This is a genomic window from Ruegeria sp. BHSC037 (assembly GCF_059613045.1).
The window spans coordinates 109853-125791 of sequence record NZ_JBXWRT010000010.1 but is presented as its reverse complement, the minus strand read 5'-3'; the positions used below and the strand labels follow the sequence as shown (position 1 = coordinate 125791).

The following is a 15939-nucleotide window of genomic DNA, read 5'->3' as shown; positions in this document are numbered from 1 at the left end:
CATTTGAAACGCGAGGCCCCCATGACCGGAACACTCAACATCATCGCAGCCCTTCTGACCATCGGCTTTGGCCTGTTCGGCTTTCTGGCTCCGGCCTGGACGGCAGCCTCGTTGGACCTTGCGCCCACCAACAGCACGATGGGCCTCAGTGAAATGCGCGCCTCGGTCGGCGGACTGTTCGTCGTGACCGGAATCGCGGTATTGTGGCTGAACCACCCGATGGCCTACGCGATGTTGGGCGTGATCTATGCGGGCGCGGCGCTGGGTCGGTTCGTGTCCGTTCTGCTGGACAATCCGCCCTTGGCCAAGGCGTTCACCTTCGGTGGTATCGAGCTGGTGCTGGCAATCTGGCTGATCGCCGCCAACCTGGCGAAGCCCGCGTGATCGGTTGAAAAAATCACCATGATCCCGCGCCTTGGGGGTTTGCATCCGCAAAAATCCTCACCTATATAAGTCCTGTCCTTCGGGACTATGGACATAAACGCGCTCGTAATAAGCGGATCGGACCCGGGGGCGGTACCCGGCGGCTCCACCATATATCCTTCATTTGGGGATCATGGGGCCGAAACAGGATCGACGAACGTCTAAAGGGGTTAGCTTTGTCCCGGCTGTCTGCCACCGTTACCGGCGAAAACAGTACAATTGCAAATGACAATCGTGCTCCGGTTGCCGTTGCTGCGTAAGCAGTAACCAGACCGAAACTTAAGTCCTTGCGCCTAGCCGCGTAAGGCGGGGTTCGCAGGTGCCTGGCAACAGAAACCTGCACTTTCCCAACCATTTGTCTGCGATTTTTGCGCTGATCCTAACGGTGTTCAGGGTTTCTTCACCTCTATGCGCAAGTCTCTCCTAAGCTAGACAGGAGAGCTGGGATGACTCATGCAGAGATTCTTCGGGCCTGGTACTCGGAGGTTTGGGAAAAAGGCAATGTCGACGCGATCGACGAATATTTCGCGCCCGAAACGATGGCCGAAGGGCTGATACCGGAAATGCAGGTCGGCGTGGACGATTTCCGCGATCTGGTGATGGCCTTCCGTCATGTGCTGGGCGACATTCAGGTGGACCTGCCGAAAATCATCGAGAGCGGCGACTGGGCCTCGGCGGTCCTGCATGTAAGGACATCGCGTGCCGACAATGGTGCGCCGCTTGAGGTCACCGGACAGGTCATGGCGCGGTTCAAGGGTGACAAGATGGTCGAAGCCTACAATCAGTTCGATTTCGTGTCGCTGTTCGAACAACTAGGCCAGTTTCCGCAGGACACGCTGCCCGTATGCATGACCGGACAACGTCTCGATTGGGCCTGACCGGTTCTTGACCGCACAGGCAAAGCCCGCATAGCAAGGACCGAGACCGGCAACTCGCCCGCCCAGGCAGGGCGCGGAGTGCCACATCTCGAAATGCGGAAGGGCGTGTTCCATGGCGGGGCCGGTGTTTGGGGATTACTATCAAATGCAGTGTCGAATTCCCCCGCCGAGCATGCGGCCTCTGCTTGAGCACACGCGCCTGCGCACGCCGACCCTCGGCACTCCGGCAGTCGCCTCGGTCATGGCCTGCGGATGAGCCCCTCGGTCGCGGATCTTATCCGGGTGTTCGGCCGTATCGGAGTGTTGTCCTTTGGTGGGCCGGCCGCCCAGATCTCGCTGATGCACCGGGAACTGGTGGACCGCCGTGCCTGGCTGGACGAACAGACATTTCTGCGCGCCCTGTCGCTGTGCATGCTGCTGCCCGGCCCCGAGGCGATGCAACTGGCCACATATGCCGGCTGGCGCCTGCGCGGCGTGCCCGGCGGGCTGATCGCGGGCGCGCTTTTCGTTCTGCCCGGTGCAATCGTGATCGCTGCGCTGGTGATGCTCTATGCAGCCTATGGCGACCTGCCGCCTGTCCAGGCGGCTTTTCTGGGTGTCAAGGCGACCGTCATTGCAATCGTGCTGCAGGCCGTGATCAACCTGTCGCGCAAGACCCTCTCGGGGCTGCAGTCTCGCGTTATCGCGGGGCTGGCTTTTCTGGCCATTTTTGCACTAAACCTGTCCTTCCCGCTGATCGTCCTGGCGGCCGGTTGTTGGGGGTACGTTATGTCCCGCACGACACATCCGCCGTACGATCCGGGTCGGCTCCCAGCGGAAAGGCACGCGATACGCACCGCCTTGGTCTGGATGACGCTTTGGCTTTTGCCGCTGGCTCTGCTGACGGCGTCGGGTCAGACGCTGCTGGCCGATCTGGGCTGGTTCTTTGCCAAACTCGCGGTTGTCAGCTTTGGGGGCGCCTACGCGGTGCTGTCCTACATGACCCAGACGGTGGTGGCGCAGCATGGCTGGATCTCGGCCGACCAGATGATCGATGCGCTGGGCCTAGCCGAGACAACTCCGGGGCCTCTGATCCTGGTGACGCAATTCGTGGCCATGCTGACCGGTCAGATCGCCGGTGGCCCCGGTTTGGCCCTGGCCGCAGGCGCGGTCGCACTTTGGGCGACTTTCGTCCCCTGCTTTCTTTGGATCTTCCTGTCGGCCCCATATCTGGATCACATCGCCCGGAACCCGCGCTTGTCCGGCGCCTTGAGCGCAATCTCGGCGGCTGTCGTCGGGGTGATTCTCAACCTGTCGGTGTGGTTCGCGCTGAACGTGATTTTTGCAGACGTGGCCCGATACGGCCTTGGCCCCGTCTCGATCCCGATACCCGTTCCATCCAGCCTGAATTTTCAGGCGCTTGCACTGACAGTTGCCGCCGGGCTGTTGATATTCCGACTGAAATCTGGTTTCGGGGTCGCGTTGGCCGCCATGGCCGCAGCAGGTTTGGCCCTGCATTTTCTTTGAACAATCCGGCGCTGCCGGGCCTTTCGTTTCCGCCCGAATCCCTTATGCTTGGGGCAACCACTTTCGAGGACAAGACATGTCGCAAGGCATCGACTACGGCAACCTAATGCACACCGCAATGCGCGGCCTGATCAAGACCGTTCTGCAACGGGTCTCGGAGTCGGGGCTGCCCGGGGCGCATCATTTCTTCATCACATTCGACACCCGCACACCCGGTGTTGAAATTGCCGACTGGTTGCGCCAGCGCTACCCGGATGAAATGACGATCGTGGTGCAGCATTGGTTCGAAAACCTGAGCGTCGATGACGACGGCTTTGCCATCACGCTGAATTTCGGAGATTCGCCCGAACCGCTGTATATCCCCTTTGCGGCAATCCAGACCTTCGTGGACCCGTCGGTCGAATTCGGGCTGCGCTTCGAAGGCCCCGAAGAAGACGAAGAGGAAATCGCGGCGACCGAAGAAGACTCGATCGAAGTCGAGCCCGAGGACAAGCCGCACCACGACGCCGACATTGTATCGCTGGACAGTTTCCGCAAACAGCCCTGATCGGCCGATTGTAGGGCTGAAACGCTATTTCCTGCGCAGGAACGTATCCACTGACCGCGCCTCGCGCCCGTCGCTGAAGCGCGAGAAGGACAGGTTCAGCCCGCCTTCGGCCAGCGTTCGGTCATATTGCTGCAGTTCATAGTCGCCTTCGTGGTCGATAAACAGGGAAAACACGGTCAGCGTGTCGCCGACTATGCGGCCCCATACGAAGGGTTCACCCTTCATTGGATCCAGCGGCACTTCGTGGCCGAACACGTTGCGCTTCATTGCCGCAGAATAGATCTGAGGGCGGTCCGACGGCCGGAAGTCAACCGAGAACGACTGCTCTTTCACCCGGCCATCCGCCTTATATGTCACTGTTGTCCAACTGACATTGAACCCGTCATCGGTTTCGGAGATGCGCACGCTCATGTCGCGCGGGGTCGCGGTTCCGTCCGCATCCACGACCTGGGCCGACCCGACATAGTCACCGACAAAGGGCCCGATATCCGCCGCGTTGGCCTGAACTCCGATCAGCATCGCCACGACAGCCGCCCAAACCCGCATCTGCGCAAACTGTGATTTTTTCAGCCCCAAACGAAACATCCCGACCTCTCCGCTTCCCGCCCTTCGCATTCTAGACACGCGGGCTGCTGGCACAATGACAGATGGACCGACGACCCGAAAGAAAAATGACGCACCTCGCCCGGCTATACCTTTTCTGCCCATCAGATTAAGGTGCGCGCAACTGGCCGATTGCGCCGCGGCGTGGCTGCGGCTAAACGGCATGCGACTGCATACCAGACGGAGTGACAGATGTCTCAGACCCGCACCGAATCCGACAGTTTTGGCCCGCTCGAGGTTCCGGCCGACAAGTACTGGGGAGCGCAGACGCAGCGCTCGATCATGAACTTCCCCATCGGCTGGGAGAAACAGCCCGTCGCCATCATCCGCGCGCTGGGCGTGGTCAAGAAGGCCTGCGCCATGCGGAACAAGGCAACGGGCAAGCTGGACGCACGCATCGCCGACGCCATCATCCAGGCCGCCGGAGAGGTGATCGAGGGCAAGTTCGACGACAATTTCCCTCTGGTCGTCTGGCAGACCGGTTCGGGCACCCAGTCGAACATGAACGCCAACGAGGTCATTGCGAACCGCGCGATCGAGATTCTGGGCGGCGTGATCGGTTCGAAGGACCCGGTGCACCCGAACGATCACTGCAACATGGGCCAGTCGTCGAACGACACCTTCCCAACCGCGATGCACATCGCCACCGCGATGAGCGTGCGCGACGTTCTGCTGCCGGGGCTGGAAAAGCTGGCCGCCGGGCTAGAGCAGAAGTCGGTAGAATTCAAAGATATCATCAAGATCGGCCGCACCCATACCCAGGACGCGACCCCGCTGACCCTGGGCCAGGAATTCAGCGGCTATGCCCACCAGATCCGTCAGGGCATCGCCCGTGTGAACGCCGCCATGCCCGGCATCTACGAGCTGGCGCAGGGCGGCACCGCCGTCGGCACCGGGCTGAACACCCAGAAAGGCTGGGCCGAGGCCGTTGCGGCCAACATGGCCGAAATCACCGGCCTGCCCTTCGTCACCGCGCCCAACAAGTTCGAGGCGTTGGCCGCCCATGATGCGATGGTATTCCTGTCGGGTACTTTGGCCACGGTCGCGGGCAGCTGCTACAAGATCGCCAACGACATCCGCTTCCTTGGCTCGGGGCCGCGCTCGGGTCTGGGCGAACTGATCCTGCCGGAAAACGAGCCCGGTTCGTCGATCATGCCGGGCAAGGTCAACCCGACCCAAGCCGAGGCGCTGACCCAGGTCGCGGCCCACGTCATGGGCAACGACGCCGCGATCAAGTTCGCCGGCAGCCAGGGCCATTTCGAGCTGAACGTCTACAACCCGATGATGGCCTACAACCTGCTGCAGTCGATCCAGCTGCTGGGCGACGCGACCGACAGCTTCACCGAGCGCATGCTGCTGGGCATAAAGGCCAACGAGGCGCGCATCGACAAGCTGATGAAGGAATCGCTGATGCTGGTGACCGCCTTGGCCCCCACCATCGGCTATGACAACGCCACCACGGTCGCCAAAACCGCCCACAAGAACGGCACCACGCTGAAGGAAGAGGCCATCAAGCTGGGCTTCGTCGACGAGGCGACCTTCGACGCCGTCGTGCGCCCCGAGCAGATGATCGGGCCCAAGGACTGATGGGCAAGCCGGTCAATCTGAACCGGTATCGCAAGGAAAAGGCGCGGGCCGAGAAAAAGGCCCGCGCCGACCGGAACGCGGCGGCGTTCGGGCGCAGTAAAGCGGAAAAGCAGCTGGACAAGGCCCGTACGGACAAAGCTCGCCGAGATCTGGAAAATCACGAGCTGGATGAATGAGCGGCCCGCCCGTCAAACGCTCGCTGACCCTCAAGGGGCATCGCACTTCGGTTTCGCTCGAGGATGAGTTCTGGCAGGCGTTCCGAGACATCGCCAAAGCAAAAGGTATGCCGATCAATGTTTTGGCCTCGGAAATTGATGTGGCGCGCGACCCCGAGACCGGCCTGGCGTCGGCCATTCGTGTCTTTGTTCTAAACTGGTACCGGTCATCCGATCGCACCCCTTGATCTGATCCCCGTCGGTGTCTAGGCTGATTGTGAACAAAAAGGGTACATTCGATGCGCGATCTCGTGACCGGCCCGGATGGCCAACCGCGATGCGGCTGGTGTCAGGCCGCGCCGGAGTTTTTCGACTATCACGACAAAGAATGGGGCTATCCGGTGGATGACGACCAGCGCCTGTTCGAAAAGCTCTGCCTTGAAAGCTTCCAATCCGGCCTCAGCTGGCGCATCATTCTGGCCAAGCGCGAAAACTTCCGCAAAGCCTTTTCCGGATTTGATTTCAACGTGATGGCCGGCTTTTCTGAAGCGGACGTCGAGCGCCTGCTGCAAGATGCCGGCATCATCCGCCATCGCGGCAAGATCGAGGCGGTGATCAACAACGCCCGCCGCGCTCAGGAGCTGGTGGCCGAAACCGGCTCACTGGCGGCCTATGTCTGGAGGTTCGAGCCCGAGACTCCTCCTGCGCCGCAGACGGCGTCGACTTCGCCCGAGTCGGTCGCCATGTCCGAGGATCTGAAAAAGCGCGGGTGGAAATTTGTTGGCCCCACCACGGTGTTTGCCTTCATGCAGGCAATGGGGCTGGTGAATGACCACGCCAGCGGCTGCGCCATGCGCGAAAAAGCGGCGCAGATGCGCCGCTCATTCACCAAACCGGTCTGACCTCAGACCGAGGCGCGGTAGATCTTTTCGATATTGCTGCCCAGGGCCGCGTTGAACTCGGCATCCGACTGCTGTTTCGACAGCCCCTCGGTCAGCGCGCGAGAGAAAGAGGCGATCATCTTGCCATTCTGCGCCAGCAGGTCACAGGCCTCGTCGGTCGAATAACCGCCCGACAGCGCCACCACCCGCAGAACACGCGGATGATCGGCGGCCTCGTCATACAGATTGGCCTTGTTGGGCAGTGTCAGCTTCAGCATGACGTCCTGCCCCTCGCCCAACTCGTCGAGGTTCTTGAGGATTTCGGCTTGCAGGATCTCTTCGGCTTCGGCCTTGGTGTCCGACTTGATGTTCACCTCGGGCTCGATGATCGGGACCATGCCGGCCGCGATCACCTCGCGAGCCACGTCGAATTGCTGTTTCACCACGGCGGCGATGCCCTCGGCATTGGCCTCGTGGATGACCGAACGTTCCTTGGTGCCGAACACGCCTTCGGCCTTGGCCAGCGTCTCGGCCAGGCCCGGGATGGGCTTCATCAGCTGCACACCGTTGGCGGTGTCCTCTAGCCCTTTGTCAATCTTGAGGAACGGCACGATGCCTTTGATCGACCACAGGTAATCGGCCACCTTGCGGCCCTCGATTTCCTCGCCCAGCGTGCGTTCGAACAGGATCGCGCCAATCACCTTGTCGCGGGTGAAGTCATCGGCCAGGATGATCCTGGCGCGCATCTTCTGGATCTCGGCGAACATTTCCTCGTCCGAGCCATAGTCGGACGGCTGTACCCCGTACAGCGCCAGCGCCTTGGGCGTCGAGCCGCCGCTCTGATCCAGAGCCGCGATGAAGCCCGCACCGTTGATCATCTGTTCGCGCTGTTCAGCCTTGGACATAACACTTTCCCGTTCAGTAATGATTCCGCCTTTCCAATCGCATACAGCATGGCGCGGGGCGATGATAGTTTGTTAGCGCTCAACCACGCGCAGCCAGATTCCGTCGCGCGACCGGACCGTCAGATGCGCCGCCGGTACCGGGGTGCGGCCCTCAACAGGTTCGAACCGGTACCGGCGCAGCAGGATCGACAGGATCAACGGCCCCTCAACCATCGCAAACCCCGCCCCGGTGCAGACGCGCGGCCCGGCCGAAAACGGGATGAACGCCGCACGCTGGCAGGCTTTGCCGTTTTCGGTCGCCCAGCGGGCCGGGTCAAAGCCGTCGGGGTCTTCCCACAGCCGTTCATGCCGGTGCAGATGCCATGGGCTGAGTACGATCTGCGCGCCCTTGGGCACGTCGCGGTCGCGGAAGCGTTCGGGGCATGTGGCCTCGCGCACCATCATCGGCACCGGGGGATAGAGCCGCAGCGCCTCGCGGAACACATCGCGGCTGATGCGCAGTATGGACATGCTGGCAAAGCTGATTTTGTCCTGCGCGCCAGCTTCCTCGGCCACGCGTTCCTGCCAGTCGGGATAGGCGGCCATCAGGTACAGCGCCCACGCCAAGGCCGAAGCGCTGGTTTCGTGCCCGGCCAGAAAGAAAATGGCGACCTGGTCGATCATCTCGTCGGTGTTGAAACACTGTCCGGTCAGGGGGTCGGGCGTGGTCATGATCTTGGTGGCCAGATCGTCGGGCGCAGTGCCGGAGGCGATCTGCGCGGCCCGCTCGCGGGTCAGGCGGGCGATCAAGGCGCGGATTTCGGCCGCCGCACGGCGGGTCTTGCGCGCGTGGAACCGGGGCACCCAGTCGGGCAGCGGCACGAAAGCCGCAAGGTTCAGCAGCGGTTGCTGCCGCTGATAGGCGCGGAATTTCTCGAACACCTGTGCGGCGATCTCGTGCTCGATCGGCACTGAGAACAGGGTCCGAAAGATCACATCGGCGGCGGCATGGCTGGTGACCTCCTCGATCTCGACCGGTACGCCTGTCTTGTCGCGCAGGCGTTCGGCGCAAGCTTCGGCAGAGGCCAGCATCGCGGGAAAGGTTTGCTTCAGCCGTCCGCCCTCGAAGGCCGGGTCGATGATGCGGCGCTGGCGCTCCCAGGTCGCACCATTGGTCAGGAATACCGATTGGCCCAACAAGGGCCGCAGGCCTTCGCTGATCCGGCCGGATTTCGGGAAATCCTGGGGGCGGTGTTTCAGAACCCGGTCGATCAGTTCGGGCTGGTTGATCAGATAGGACCGGAAGAATGGGGTCCGGAACTCGGCCATCCAGGCGCGGTACAGGCGTTGCGGCTGGGCCGACAGGATGTCACGCCGGAACAGACGCAGGTATTGCCACAGCGATACCTTGTCAGGTCTGACGGGCGGCTTGGGCGGGGTCATGCGCGCACCGTTCGGTATTTGGACACCGCCCGCTCGATCCGCGACTTCGACGGGGCGCGCTCGGCGAACCGCGCGCCCAATGTCTGCGGCCCGGCGGTGATGCGGAAATAATCATAGTCGCCCGGCCGGTCGAACGCGCAAAGATACTGGAAATGCAGACGGAAGAACCGCCAGCGCAAAGCTCCCCAGCGTTCGGGCGACAGGGTTTGCGTGAAAGCGGCTGACAGAACCAGCGGCCAGCGTTTGCCGGGCCCGGCAACGCCGCTGACCGCAACCGGATCACACAAGGCAAACGCGCAGCCATCCCCGGGCGCCGAGACATCGATCCATGTCAACTGCTCGGTCTGCGACAGCAGCTGCAGGTCGGCCCGCAACCGATCGGCCCGCGGCAGGAATGACACCATAGGCACCACCTGCCCCAATGTCAGGAAGGACAGGACGGGGCCATCCGGCGGCACATCGCCCCGCCGCAGCATGTCGGCCAGAACCGAAACCCCCAGATGCGCGCCGGAACTGTGGCCCACCACCAGAACCTCATCGACCGGCGAATGCAGAGCCGCCGCGATAGTGGCACGGAATTCGTCCAACCGGGCCTGCAACTCAGGCGGCGTTTCCCCGCGCAGCCGCGCTGAATAGGCATAGTCGTGCATCAGGTAATAGGCGAACAGACGGTTGTCGATCTTGCGAAACCAGCGCAGGACCACCACCAAAAGCGCCAGCGCTGGCAGAAGCGCCAAAACCCCGACCCACGGGAACAGTAGCGCCACGAGGCCCCATCCCAGCGCCACTGCCGCCGCCAATTGCACCAGCAACATCCCCACCGGATAAAGCGCAGCGATCACCGGGCCCTTGCGCAAGCCCATCAGCCGCCACAGCGTGCCGGTCGAAATGTAGACCCACGCCGTGCGTAGCAATTGCCGATAGGTCGCCGGTATCGAGCTGTCCATGCTGTAGCGTACGATGTCGGACCAGACCAGAACCTCAACATCCGTCTGCACCTCGGCCCCGTCCTGCACCGACCGGACAAGCCACCCATAGGGGCCATCGCCCGTCTTGGCCGAGACCTCCAACTGATACCCGGAAATCCCTGATTGCGTGCGCCCTTCTTTCCGATAGAGTTCGCGATAGCGGCGGGGATGGATCGGATCATAGCCGGGGATATAGAACACCCGGCGTCGTTGTACCCCAGATTGCGGAACCTGACTGCTCATGCCTCTGCCCTTGTTGCAGGCAGGTTAGCGCAGCGGTGTGGCCAAGGTAAGGCCCGATCATCGCGGCCGGGCGCCGCGTCAGCCCAGAGTGGCCAGCGCCGGGAATGTTTCCAGCAGCCACCAACTGAACTGGCTGAACAGGCCCGTCACCAGCATGATGCCAACCACCAGCAACAGGCCACCCATGACCTTTTCGATCGTGCCCATATGCGGCTTCAGCTTGTTCATCACCGACATCGACCGGTTCAGGAACATCGCCGCCAGCAGGAACGGAATGCCCAGGCCTGCGGCGTAGACGCCCAGCAGCAGCGTACCCCGCGCTACCGAGGCCTCGGACGCGGCCAGCGACAGGATCGCGCCCAACTGGGGACCGATGCACGGGGTCCAGCCGAATGCGAAGGCCAGCCCCAGGATGTAAGCCCCGAAGACCGATCCGCCTGCGTCCCCGGTCTCGACCCGCGCCTCACGGTCCAGGATCGGAATGCGGAACACGTTCAGGAAATGCAGGCCGAAAACGATCACCACCAGACCCGAGGCCTTAGCGAACAGCTCCTGGTTCTGCAGCACGAAGGCGCCAAAGGCCGAGGCCGTGAAGCCTAGCAGCAGGAACACCGTCGACAGCCCCAGCACGAAGAACAGCGCAGACAGGGTCGCCTTGCGCCGGGCCTGCGCCTGATCCTGCATCTCGTGGATGGTCACGCCGCTCATATAGGCCAGATAGGGCGGCACGATCGGCAACACGCAGGGCGACAGAAAGCTGATCAACCCGCCGACCAGCGCGATGAACATGGCGGGCAGCAGCCCCGCGTCGATGATATCGATTCCGAACATGACACTGCAGATAGGGTATCCGAACGGCCGCGTCACGGGGCCATTCGGTCACATCCTCGTGGCTGCATGCTGGACAGAGCGCTTCGCGGCAAATATCTGAGGCACATGACTCATGAAGCCGAAACCCTTGACGCGCTGGGCCTTTTGTGTCCCCTGCCCGTTCTGAAAGCCCGCAAAAGGCTGAAATCCATGCCGGCGGGGTCTATTCTGCGCCTGCTGGCCGATGATCCGGCCGCCGTCGTCGATGTTCCGCATTTCTGCGCGGAATCCGGTCACGAACTTGTTGGGCGACAGGACATGCCCGATCACCAAGTCTATCTGATCCGAAAAAACGCGTGATGCCCTAAGAAAAAATGGCGGGCCGATTGGCCCGCCTTTTCGTTCAGCTTCCCAGCGACCACCACCCGCGTTTTTTGGGCTTGGCCGGGGCGGGCGCGGGTTGTTCCGTAGCCACTTCAAGGACCGCGCCGCTGTGCGCCTCCTCTGCGGGCTCAGCGGGTGTTTCGGTCGCGTCAACGCCTTGGTCCGCAGGTGATGCATCCGCTTCGGCGGGCGACAGGGCGACGGTTTCGACAGCCTCAACCTGGCTTTCCTCCGAAACGACCGGCTCACTCGGTGCCTCCGCCACTGCGGTATCGGTCTCGTCCTGAACCTCAGCAGTCGGCGTCTCGTTTGACGCCCCCTCATCGGTAACAGCCGGTTCGGACAGAGCCTCCTGCGCCGCCGGAGCATTCTCTCCGGCTTCACTCTCATTGGTCGGCTCAGTGGCTGCCACCTCGGCCTCGGCGGTCTTCTTCCGCCGCGGTGCCCGGCGCCGTTTCGGCTTGGCGATTTTTTCCTCCTCGGCCTTCTCCACCTCGGCTGCTTGTTCCGTCTCGGCAGTCTCGTCCCCTGCACCGTCCTCAGAGGCGGTAACGGCGTCCTCCGACTCTTCCGCCGAAGAATCTTCCGTCACGGTGTCGGATTTGTTCTCGGCCTGGGCGCCCTCGGGCTGCTCGGCATTTCCGCCGTTCTTCTTGCGACGCCGACGACGACGCTTGCGCTTGGGCTTTGCCTCCTCCTCGGACGTCTCCTGAGCGTCGGCATCGTCCACGGCCTCCTCCTCGGAGTCGACCAGATCCATCAACGACGCCGAGGCCGAAACCACCGGCGCCGAGACCTCGGGCACCGCCCGGGTCGCGGTTTTGAACTTCTCCATCGAGAAATCGGGGCTGACCAGATGAACGTCGCCCTCGACCCGGACCGACAAGCCATAGCGGGACTCAATCTGGGCGATGTGCTCGCGTTTCTGGTTCATCAGATAGTTGGCGATGCTGACCGGGCAGCGCACCAGAACCTCGCGCGAGCGGCGGCGGGTGCCTTCTTCCTCGATCTGGCGCAGGATGGCCAGCGCCATGTTGTCGTCCGAGCGGATCAGCCCGGTGCCGTGGCACGACGGGCAAGGCTGCGTGGTTGCCTCGAGCATGCCGGGGCGCAGGCGCTGTCGGCTCATCTCAAGCAAACCAAAGCCCGAAATCCGCCCTACCTGGATACGCGCACGGTCCGTCTTCAACTTGTCCTTCAGGCGTTTCTCGACGGCCAGGTTGTTCTTGCGCTCGTCCATGTCGATGAAATCGATGACGATCAGACCGGCCAGATCGCGAAGGCGCAGCTGGCGTGCCACTTCCTCGGCGGCCTCGAGGTTGGTCTTGAGCGCGGTTTCCTCGATCGAGCCTTCCTTGGTGGCCCGGCCCGAGTTCACGTCGATGGCCACCAGCGCCTCGGTCACGCCGATCACGATATAGCCGCCCGACTTCAACTGTACCGTCGGGTTGAACATCGAACTCAGGTAGCTTTCCACCTGATAACGCGCGAACAGCGGCAGCTGGTCCTCGTACCGTTTCACGTTCTTGGCGTGCGACGGCATGATCATCTTCATGAAGTCCTTGGCGATGCGGTACCCGGCCTCGCCTTCGACCAGAACCTCGTCGATCTCGCGGTTGTACAGATCCCGGATCGACCGCTTTATCAGGTCCCCTTCCTCGTAGATCTTCGCCGGCGCGATCGACTTTAGTGTCAGCTCGCGGATTTGCTCCCACAACCGCTGCAGGTACTCATAGTCGCGCTTGATCTCGGATTTGGTGCGTTTGGCACCCGCGGTCCGGATGATCAGGCCCGCGCCGCTGGGCACGTCGATCTCCGACGCGATCTCCTTCAGCTTCTTGCGATCCGCGGCGTTGGTGATCTTGCGGCTGATGCCGCCGCCACGCGCGGTGTTGGGCATCAGCACGCAGTAGCGGCCCGCCAGCGATAGATATGTCGTCAGCGCCGCGCCCTTGTTGCCGCGCTCTTCCTTGACGACCTGCACCAGCAGGATCTGGCGCACCTTGATGACTTCCTGGATCTTGTAGCGACGCGGACGCGGCTTGCGCGGCGGCCGTATATCCTCGCTGTCGTCGTCATCGGCCACCGACTCGATCGACTCGTCCTTGGCGGCTGCGTCAGGCTTGGCGGGCGCTTCGTCATCCGCGCCGTTCTCACCATCGTCAGCTTCCACCTGAATCGCAGGCGCGTCGGTCTCGGCTTCTGTGTCACCAACCGCGACGGGTTCATCCACCGCAGGTTCATCCGGCTCCTCAACGGGCGTCTCTGCCACCGTCTCCATCGGCGAGGTGCCCTCGGGCACAGGCAGGTCCGCAATGCTCCCATCCACGTCGAGGTCGATGGTTTCCATGCCGGTCGGCTCGCTGGAAACCTCAAGGGTTTCCACCGGGTCATCCGACTTGGCAGACGCCGCCTTGGACCGCGACCGCGAACGGCGTTTCTTCGGACCGCTTTCATCCGCCTCGTCACGCGCCTTCAGCGCCTCGACATAGGCCCGTTCCTCTTCCATCAGCGCTTCGCGGTCGGCGACCGGGATCTGGTAGTAATCCGGGTGGATCTCGGAAAACGCCAAGAATCCGTGGCGGTTTCCGCCATAATCCACGAAGGCCGCCTGCAGCGAAGGCTCGACGCGCGTGACTTTTGCTAGATAGATATTGCCGGCAAGCTGGCGTTTGTTCTCGGACTCAAAATCAAATTCCTCGACCTTGTTTCCGTCCACCACCACGACGCGGGTCTCTTCCGCGTGGGTGGCATCGATAAGCATTTTCTTTGCCATGTGTCCTTGATGCACCGCACCAAACGCGCTGTCCTGACCTGTCCAGGCGGACAGGCGCATCTGGGGTGGTGTCTTGTCTGGGCGATTTCGGACGGCGCGCGGCAGGGATCGGCAACTCGCCACCCTGCTCGTACACTCAATCGTTGCGCGCGCGTCATCGCGGTTCTTCTCCGACAGGCGCGACCATGCCGCTGCCTGCCCATTATTCCTTTTGCCCGATGAAAGGGCTCAGGTGCTCTACTGCCCATTGCTGGGCACAATCTGCATGCTTCACCCGGAGAGATGGGTCACCATCCGCGGCCAAGCAGCGAAACTCAATGATCCGGGACACGTCAGCCCCAATTCAGGCCGGGTCCGTCCTGACACATTAAAAGCAGTCCTGTGGAAAACACAATGGGCAAACTGCACGGCCCATGTTCAATTGTCGCCTGATCTTCATCTGGCCGCAAATATCCCGGGGGAGAATTGGCCATAAAGGCCAAGAGGGGGGCTGGCCCCCTTCCTCACAAATAATCTGCCCGTTGCAGCCCGTATTTGGCCATCTTCTCGTTCAGCGTCCGGCGCGGCAGGCACAATTCCTCCATCACCGAGGCGATCGACCCCTTGTGCCGCCGCATGGTGTTGTCGATCAGCATCCGTTCGAACGCCTCAACGTATTCCTTCAGCGGCTTGCCCTCGGTGGTCATTACCGGCTGCATCTCTTCATGATCGGACATCAACAACGACGCGATGGTGCCCGAACCGCGCCGCGACTGCAGAACCGCGCGTTCGGCGATGTTGATCAACTGGCGCACGTTGCCCGGCCATGGGGCCTGCAACAGCTGCGCGGCCTCCTGGGCGCTGACTTGCGGCGCCTCACAACCGTATTCTTCGGCAAACTGCTCGCTTAGCCGGGTGAACAGGGTCAGGATATCCTCGCCCCGCTGCCGCAGCGGCGGCATGGTGATCCGCAGCGCCGCCAGACGATAGAACAGATCGGGCCGCAGCACGTCCTCGCTGGTCTTGCCCGCTTCCTGCAGGTTCGAGATCGCAACGATCCGGGTTTCGGCCGGTGTTCCCTGCTCGTTCATCACGCTCAGCAACCGCGCCTGCAGCGTGTCGCTCAGCGCCTCTATATCCTCCAGCACCAGAGTGCCGCCCCGGGCTTCCTCGATGGCGGGCAGTTGCGTGTCCTCGGGCATCATGGGTCCGAACAGCCGCTTGGCCAGCGCCTCTTCCTCGAGCGCGGCACAGGAGACCAGAACGAATTTCTTGCCCGCCCGGCTTCCCACTGCATGCAGCGCGTGCGCCACGAGGGTCTTGCCGGTGCCGGTTTCGCCGTCGATCAGCACATGCCCGTCGGCCTGGCCCAGGTCCAGAATATCCTCGCGCAGGCGCTCCATCACCGGGCTGGCGCCGATCAGCTTGTTCATGATCTGGGTGCCGCCCGACAGCTCGCGCCGCAGCGCCCGGTTGTCCAGCGTCAGCCGTCGCGCGTTACTGGCGCGTTTGGCCAGTTCCGACATCCGATCGGGGTTGAACGGCTTTTCCAGAAAGTCGAACGCCCCCACCCGCATCGCCTCGACGGCCATCGGCACATCCCCGTGCCCGGTAATCATGATCACCGGCAAGGTGCTGTCGGCGCCCATCAGCTTTTTCAACAGCTGAATGCCATCCATGCCGGGCATCTTGATGTCCGAGATCACGATCCCCGGATAATCCGGCCCCAGAACCTTCAACGCATCTTCGGCGCTGGCGAAGGTCTCGGTGTCGTACCCGGACAGCGCCAACCACTGGCTGATCGACTGGCGCATGTCCTGTTCGTCATCCACGATGGCAATCTTCATGGCCTGTGCCATAGCTAGATCCTCG

The 15939-nt window shown here is 62.4% G+C and carries 16 protein-coding genes and 1 other RNA gene; 10 read left to right on the top strand and 7 right to left on the bottom strand.

The window, feature by feature from the left end; translation table 11 throughout:
* Positions 1-21: 21 nt before the first annotated feature.
* The 5 genes from AC2FMN_RS11710 (at position 22) to AC2FMN_RS11690 (ending at position 3354) form a co-directional block, all read left to right on the top strand.
* Positions 22-384, top strand: a complete 363-nt coding sequence (locus AC2FMN_RS11710; RefSeq protein WP_496688327.1) for a DUF4345 family protein — start codon at positions 22-24, stop codon at positions 382-384.
* A 35-nt stretch (positions 385-419) separates the two neighbouring features.
* Positions 420-767, top strand: a transfer-messenger RNA (tmRNA) gene (ssrA, locus tag AC2FMN_RS11705).
* Positions 768-869: 102 nt separating this feature from the next.
* Positions 870-1301, top strand: a complete 432-nt coding sequence (locus AC2FMN_RS11700; protein WP_496688325.1) for an ester cyclase — start codon at positions 870-872, stop codon at positions 1299-1301.
* A 252-nt stretch (positions 1302-1553) separates the two neighbouring features.
* Positions 1554-2807 (top strand): chromate efflux transporter, encoded by a 1254-nt coding sequence (gene chrA / locus AC2FMN_RS11695; protein ID WP_496688323.1) that lies wholly within the window; start codon positions 1554-1556, stop codon positions 2805-2807.
* A 76-nt stretch (positions 2808-2883) separates the two neighbouring features.
* Positions 2884-3354, top strand: a complete 471-nt coding sequence (locus AC2FMN_RS11690; protein ID WP_496679924.1) for an SspB family protein — start codon at positions 2884-2886, stop codon at positions 3352-3354.
* A 24-nt stretch (positions 3355-3378) separates the two neighbouring features.
* Here AC2FMN_RS11690 and AC2FMN_RS11685 read toward each other — a convergent pair whose 3' ends face one another.
* Positions 3379-3939, bottom strand: coding sequence for a hypothetical protein (locus tag AC2FMN_RS11685; RefSeq protein WP_496688321.1), 561 nt, complete (start codon positions 3937-3939; stop codon positions 3379-3381).
* 210 nt (positions 3940-4149) lie between these two features.
* Here AC2FMN_RS11685 and fumC point away from each other — a divergent pair, with 210 nt between their 5' ends.
* From fumC to AC2FMN_RS11665, 4 genes are read left to right on the top strand one after another with little or no spacing between them, the layout of a single operon-like run.
* The gene (fumC, locus tag AC2FMN_RS11680; RefSeq protein WP_496688320.1) at positions 4150-5544 is read left to right on the top strand and encodes a class II fumarate hydratase; all 1395 of its coding nucleotides are present in this window, start codon (positions 4150-4152) and stop codon (positions 5542-5544) included.
* Positions 5544-5720: a DUF4169 family protein gene (locus AC2FMN_RS11675; protein WP_496679919.1), complete on the top strand. Its 177-nt coding sequence runs from the start codon at positions 5544-5546 to the stop codon at positions 5718-5720. Before fumC ends, AC2FMN_RS11675 begins: the two co-directional genes overlap by 1 nt.
* Complete coding sequence (locus tag AC2FMN_RS11670) at positions 5717-5947, top strand: ribbon-helix-helix domain-containing protein (RefSeq protein WP_496679917.1); 231 nt, start codon at positions 5717-5719, stop codon at positions 5945-5947. Before AC2FMN_RS11675 ends, AC2FMN_RS11670 begins: the two co-directional genes overlap by 4 nt.
* Positions 5948-5998: 51 nt before the next feature.
* Positions 5999-6601 carry a DNA-3-methyladenine glycosylase I gene (locus AC2FMN_RS11665; RefSeq protein WP_496688318.1) on the top strand — a complete coding sequence of 201 codons (603 nt, stop codon included), beginning with the start codon at positions 5999-6001 and terminating at the stop codon, positions 6599-6601.
* 2 nt (positions 6602-6603) lie between these two features.
* Here the strand turns inward: AC2FMN_RS11665 and AC2FMN_RS11660 are convergent, their stop codons facing one another.
* The 4 genes from AC2FMN_RS11660 to AC2FMN_RS11645 all read right to left on the bottom strand — a co-directional run bounded on the left by AC2FMN_RS11660 (position 6604) and on the right by AC2FMN_RS11645 (position 10949).
* Positions 6604-7485 carry a fructose bisphosphate aldolase gene (locus tag AC2FMN_RS11660; protein WP_496688317.1) on the bottom strand — a complete coding sequence of 294 codons (882 nt, stop codon included), beginning with the start codon at positions 7483-7485 and terminating at the stop codon, positions 6604-6606.
* Between the two features lie 72 nt (positions 7486-7557).
* On the bottom strand, positions 7558-8907 hold the full coding sequence (locus AC2FMN_RS11655; RefSeq protein WP_496688315.1) for a cytochrome P450: 1350 nt from the start codon (positions 8905-8907) through the stop codon (positions 7558-7560).
* The gene (locus tag AC2FMN_RS11650) at positions 8904-10118 is read right to left on the bottom strand and encodes a hypothetical protein (protein WP_496688314.1); all 1215 of its coding nucleotides are present in this window, start codon (positions 10116-10118) and stop codon (positions 8904-8906) included. The genes AC2FMN_RS11655 and AC2FMN_RS11650 overlap by 4 nt, the downstream gene beginning before the upstream one ends.
* Before the next feature lie 78 nt (positions 10119-10196).
* The gene (locus tag AC2FMN_RS11645) at positions 10197-10949 is read right to left on the bottom strand and encodes a cytochrome c biogenesis CcdA family protein (protein ID WP_496679909.1); all 753 of its coding nucleotides are present in this window, start codon (positions 10947-10949) and stop codon (positions 10197-10199) included.
* Positions 10950-11054: 105 nt separating this feature from the next.
* Between AC2FMN_RS11645 and AC2FMN_RS11640 the strand changes: the two genes are divergently transcribed.
* Entirely contained in the window at positions 11055-11288 is a 234-nt protein-coding gene (locus tag AC2FMN_RS11640) for a sulfurtransferase TusA family protein (protein WP_496679907.1), read from the top strand.
* Positions 11289-11331: 43 nt separating this feature from the next.
* Here the strand turns inward: AC2FMN_RS11640 and AC2FMN_RS11635 are convergent, their stop codons facing one another.
* Both AC2FMN_RS11635 and AC2FMN_RS11630 read right to left on the bottom strand, forming a co-directional pair.
* A complete protein-coding gene (locus AC2FMN_RS11635) occupies positions 11332-14088 on the bottom strand; it encodes an Rne/Rng family ribonuclease (RefSeq protein ID WP_496688312.1) in 2757 nt (918 codons plus the stop codon).
* 503 nt (positions 14089-14591) lie between these two features.
* Entirely contained in the window at positions 14592-15926 is a 1335-nt protein-coding gene (locus tag AC2FMN_RS11630) for a sigma-54-dependent transcriptional regulator (RefSeq protein WP_093961984.1), read from the bottom strand.
* Positions 15927-15939: the final 13 nt, after the last annotated feature.

Coding starts and splice junctions, on each gene's coding strand:
- AC2FMN_RS11710 (WP_496688327.1), top strand. CDS start 22: ATGACCGGAACACTCAACATCATCGCAGCCCTTCTGACCATCGGCTTT.
- AC2FMN_RS11700 (WP_496688325.1), top strand. CDS start 870: ATGACTCATGCAGAGATTCTTCGGGCCTGGTACTCGGAGGTTTGGGAA.
- chrA (WP_496688323.1), top strand. CDS start 1,554: ATGAGCCCCTCGGTCGCGGATCTTATCCGGGTGTTCGGCCGTATCGGA.
- AC2FMN_RS11690 (WP_496679924.1), top strand. CDS start 2,884: ATGTCGCAAGGCATCGACTACGGCAACCTAATGCACACCGCAATGCGC.
- AC2FMN_RS11685 (WP_496688321.1), bottom strand. CDS start 3,939: ATGTTTCGTTTGGGGCTGAAAAAATCACAGTTTGCGCAGATGCGGGTT.
- fumC (WP_496688320.1), top strand. CDS start 4,150: ATGTCTCAGACCCGCACCGAATCCGACAGTTTTGGCCCGCTCGAGGTT.
- AC2FMN_RS11675 (WP_496679919.1), top strand. CDS start 5,544: ATGGGCAAGCCGGTCAATCTGAACCGGTATCGCAAGGAAAAGGCGCGG.
- AC2FMN_RS11670 (WP_496679917.1), top strand. CDS start 5,717: ATGAGCGGCCCGCCCGTCAAACGCTCGCTGACCCTCAAGGGGCATCGC.
- AC2FMN_RS11665 (WP_496688318.1), top strand. CDS start 5,999: ATGCGCGATCTCGTGACCGGCCCGGATGGCCAACCGCGATGCGGCTGG.
- AC2FMN_RS11660 (WP_496688317.1), bottom strand. CDS start 7,485: ATGTCCAAGGCTGAACAGCGCGAACAGATGATCAACGGTGCGGGCTTC.
- AC2FMN_RS11655 (WP_496688315.1), bottom strand. CDS start 8,907: ATGACCCCGCCCAAGCCGCCCGTCAGACCTGACAAGGTATCGCTGTGG.
- AC2FMN_RS11650 (WP_496688314.1), bottom strand. CDS start 10,118: ATGAGCAGTCAGGTTCCGCAATCTGGGGTACAACGACGCCGGGTGTTC.
- AC2FMN_RS11645 (WP_496679909.1), bottom strand. CDS start 10,949: ATGTTCGGAATCGATATCATCGACGCGGGGCTGCTGCCCGCCATGTTC.
- AC2FMN_RS11640 (WP_496679907.1), top strand. CDS start 11,055: ATGACTCATGAAGCCGAAACCCTTGACGCGCTGGGCCTTTTGTGTCCC.
- AC2FMN_RS11635 (WP_496688312.1), bottom strand. CDS start 14,088: ATGGCAAAGAAAATGCTTATCGATGCCACCCACGCGGAAGAGACCCGC.
- AC2FMN_RS11630 (WP_093961984.1), bottom strand. CDS start 15,926: ATGGCACAGGCCATGAAGATTGCCATCGTGGATGACGAACAGGACATG.